The following is a 3,212-nucleotide window of genomic DNA, read 5'->3' on the forward strand; positions in this document are numbered from 1 at the left end:
GGCCGGCCTCAATATCCTGACCGATCCGATCTGGTCCGACCATGCCAGCCCTTTCCCGCCGATCGGCCCGAAGCGCATCGCGCAGCCCGGTATCCGCTTCGACGACCTGCCCAAGATCGACCTCATCATCCTCAGTCACAATCATTATGACCATATGGACCTGCCGACGCTGAAGAAGCTGTGGGAGCGGGACCGGCCGAAGATCGTCACCAGCCTGGGCAACGACACGATCCTTAAGCGCGAGGGCATCCCGTCGACGGCGCTGGACTGGGGGCAGTCGATCAGCGGCGCGGCGCTGAACGGGCTTGCTCCGCAGGCGGTCATCCAGTGCGGCAATTACGAACATTGCCCCGACTATCAGGTGCATGTGACGCGCAACCATCATTGGGGCAGCCGCTGGGGCTCCGACCGCAACCGCGCGCTCTGGTCGAGCTTCGTGATCGAGACGCGGGCGGGCAATATCTTCTTCGCGGGCGATACCGGCGCGGGCGACATGGGCTGGCCCTACGAGGCGCGGCGGTACGGCCCGATCCGGCTGGCGCTGATCCCGATCGGCGCGTTCCGATTCTGGAAGGGGCAGATGCAGTCCGACGCGCATATCGGCCCGGTGCAGGCGGTCGAGGTGTTCAGGCGACTAGGCGCGTCCACCGCCATCCCCATCCATTGGGGCACGTTCCGCCTGTCCTATGAGCAATGGGACACGCCGCCCCGGATGCTGGAACTGGCGCTGCGCTGCGAGGGGATAGAGCGCAAACGCTTCGCCCCGCTGCGGATCGGCCAGTCGCTGATGGTGCCGACGGTCAGTCCGGTACCGGTGGGTCGAAAGCGATGCGATGAACGGGCGCTGCGCGCGTTGGAGTGATTTCGAGTGAAATGGGACATTTCACGTATCGGAAATCACGGAAAACAAAGGAAAATGCAGTTTATCCCGATCCAATTCGGGCAGAATAACGCCAGGTGATATCCACAACTTATCCACAGGTCGTTCACAGCCTGCCCACAGGTCTTGCACAGGAGAGCGCACAGTGACGGAAGTGGTTCGACAGTCCGGACAATGTCTTTGCGGCGCAGTCCGCTTCGACGCGGTGATCGCCAGGACGGAAATGGGAGCATGCCATTGTACGATGTGCCGGCGCTGGACCGGCGGCATATTCCTGTCGGTCGAATGTCGGGAGGTCGTTCTGGCCGATTCCGACACGCTGGGCGTCTACGCCTCGTCGGAATGGGGCGAGCGATGCTTCTGCAAAAGCTGCGGCAGTTCGCTGATCTGGCGATCGAAGGACGGCGCGCATGTCGCCGTGTCGGTGCAGGCCTTCGCCGATCCCGGCGCCTTCCCCTTCACCACTCAGATCTTTATCGAGGAAAAGCCCGCCAGCTATAATTTCCGTGAAGAGACGCAGGTGATGACGGGCGCGGAGGTGTTCGCCGCCTTCGCGCCCGGTGGTGACACATAACGGGCTTCAGGGCGCGGCGGGGCAATCCCCTTCGCGGGTTCCGGTCAGGTCATGGGTGGTGCGCAGGACGGGCTTGCCGCCTTCCGTCCTGGTCATGGTGGTGCCCAGCGTCAGCGTGTCCGCGGTATAATTGCCCTCCACCGCGATTTCGGACGTGCCCGCGCCCGACTTGCAACTCATCGTCGCGATCAGGCGCCCCTTGCGCGCCATCTTGTCCTTGTAGCTGCACTCCGTCCCTTCCTTGCCCGCGATCGCGTTGGCATCCGGCAGGCCGTCCTTGTCAATGGCGATGCAGAGCTTCTCCTCGTCGATCTGCTTCAGCGCTTCCTGATATTCGGCTGGCGTGACGGTGGGGGTATTGTAACCCGTGGTCTTGCGGGTCAGTCCCCACTGGCCGGCCTTCATGACGACGGGCGCCTCTTCGGCCTGCGGCGCGGGCGCGGGGTCGCTGCCGCAAGCGGCCAGGCCAAGGGTGCCGCCAAGTATAAGGGCCAGCGGCAGGGCCGCATGCCAGGTCTTTCGCATATCCTCTCCCCGTTTTCGGTAGAACATTTCAACGCTCTACTGCTTGCCCATGAAGCGCAAGGGAAATCATCGCCGGCTGCGGGTCGGTGCATGGAAGTCGGGCGGCCTGGCGGCGACCCAGAGGAGGAAGCGGGCAATGTCGGGCTGGGCACGCAACGCGTCCCGGTCGCCATAGGCGCGCGCCAGCTGCGCATTGGTCAGCGTCGCGTGGATGGTGCGATGGCAGATGGGATGCAGCGGCACCACCTCCCGCCCGCCCCGACTTTTGGGCAGCGGATGATGCCATTCAACCCGGCGACCGAGCGGCCGGTCGCACAGCCAGCAGCGGTCCGGCGCGTCAGTCGGCAGTGTCCGACCCATCCTCATCGACCAGCGCCTTGACCAGATGGCCGCGCTGCGCCCGGCCGAAACGGTTAAGCGGAAGATCGTAGAGTTGAACCAGGAAACGCCGGTCCCAGTCGGTCAGGTCGCTGGCCTTGTCCTGCGGCGCGAACAGGTTGAGGATGGAAGGCACCGCCGGCAGCATCCTGCCGCGCACCTCGCTCAGGCCGACAAAGGCGGCATAGTTGGTGGCGGCGTTGAGCGACACGCCCTCCGCCCGGTTGACGTCGATGATGACGGTCGCGGCGGACAGCATCCGCACCGCCTGGGTGCGGATCAGGCTGGACGCGAAGGAGCCACCCATAGGTACGCCATCGGGCAGCATGGAGGCGCCGGACTGGCTGTTGCCGCCCGTGACCGGAGAGGGCGTCGTGCTGGTCATCGCGCCGTCGCCCGATCCGGTACCGATCGTGTACCACCAGCGGATCGGCGCATCGCTTTCCAGCAGCGTGCGACGTTCCGCCCCTTCCACCTGCGCCATGCGGCTGGGCCGCTTGTCATCAATGATCGATACCATTTCCTTGCCGTCGCTGACGAAGGCGACGAGGAAGTTGGTGTCGCAATCCTCCTTCGCCAGCGGCGCGCCGATCGCCTTGATCGTGGCGCGCAGGCGATTGACGACGATGCGGGCATGGTCGGGCGACAGGCCCTTCACCTTCGGGCAGACCCCTTCCACCCAGCGGGCGACGCTGCGATCGCCCTGCACGACGCCCAGCTTGCGGACGAAGTCGTTGGCCTTGGCCCGCACCTCCTCGCGCGTGAGGCGCTGGCCCTCGACAATGATCGTGTCGCCTTCCTGCGCCGATGCCGTAAGAGGCGCCAGCAGCAGCGCGAGGATCGCTGCGGTCGCGC

Annotated in this window: 5 protein-coding genes; 2 read left to right on the forward strand and 3 right to left on the reverse strand. The window is 65.2% G+C overall.

Going from position 1 to position 3,212, the window contains the following annotated elements:
- Together VMR39_RS27915 and VMR39_RS27920 are read left to right on the forward strand one after the other, a co-directional pair.
- The coding region (locus VMR39_RS27915) for an MBL fold metallo-hydrolase (protein ID WP_325421381.1) at positions 1-862 on the forward strand (862 nt) is incomplete at its 5' end.
- A gap of 163 nt (positions 863-1,025) precedes the next feature.
- On the forward strand, positions 1,026-1,454 hold the full coding sequence (locus VMR39_RS27920; RefSeq protein ID WP_325421383.1) for a GFA family protein: 429 nt from the start codon (positions 1,026-1,028) through the stop codon (positions 1,452-1,454).
- Positions 1,455-1,460: 6 nt separating this feature from the next.
- Here VMR39_RS27920 and VMR39_RS27925 read toward each other — a convergent pair whose 3' ends face one another.
- The 3 genes from VMR39_RS27925 to VMR39_RS27935 form a co-directional block, all read right to left on the reverse strand.
- The gene (locus VMR39_RS27925) at positions 1,461-1,979 is read right to left on the reverse strand and encodes a DUF3617 domain-containing protein (protein WP_325421385.1); all 519 of its coding nucleotides are present in this window, start codon (positions 1,977-1,979) and stop codon (positions 1,461-1,463) included.
- A 66-nt stretch (positions 1,980-2,045) separates the two neighbouring features.
- A complete protein-coding gene (locus tag VMR39_RS27930) occupies positions 2,046-2,339 on the reverse strand; it encodes an HNH endonuclease (RefSeq protein WP_325421389.1) in 294 nt (97 codons plus the stop codon).
- The coding region (locus VMR39_RS27935) for a hypothetical protein (protein ID WP_325421387.1) at positions 2,317-3,212 on the reverse strand (896 nt) is incomplete at its 5' end. The genes VMR39_RS27935 and VMR39_RS27930, both read right to left, overlap by 23 nt.

It is taken from the genome of Sphingobium sp., from assembly GCF_035511395.1.
In the GTDB taxonomy this organism is placed as follows: Bacteria; Pseudomonadota; Alphaproteobacteria; order Sphingomonadales; family Sphingomonadaceae; genus Sphingobium.

Bases quoted from the DNA above. Each gene is read 5' to 3' on its own strand.
- VMR39_RS27925 (WP_325421385.1), bottom strand. From the start codon at position 1,979: ATGCGAAAGACCTGGCATGCGGCCCTGCCGCTGGCCCTTATACTTGGC.
- VMR39_RS27930 (WP_325421389.1), bottom strand. From the start codon at position 2,339: ATGGGTCGGACACTGCCGACTGACGCGCCGGACCGCTGCTGGCTGTGC.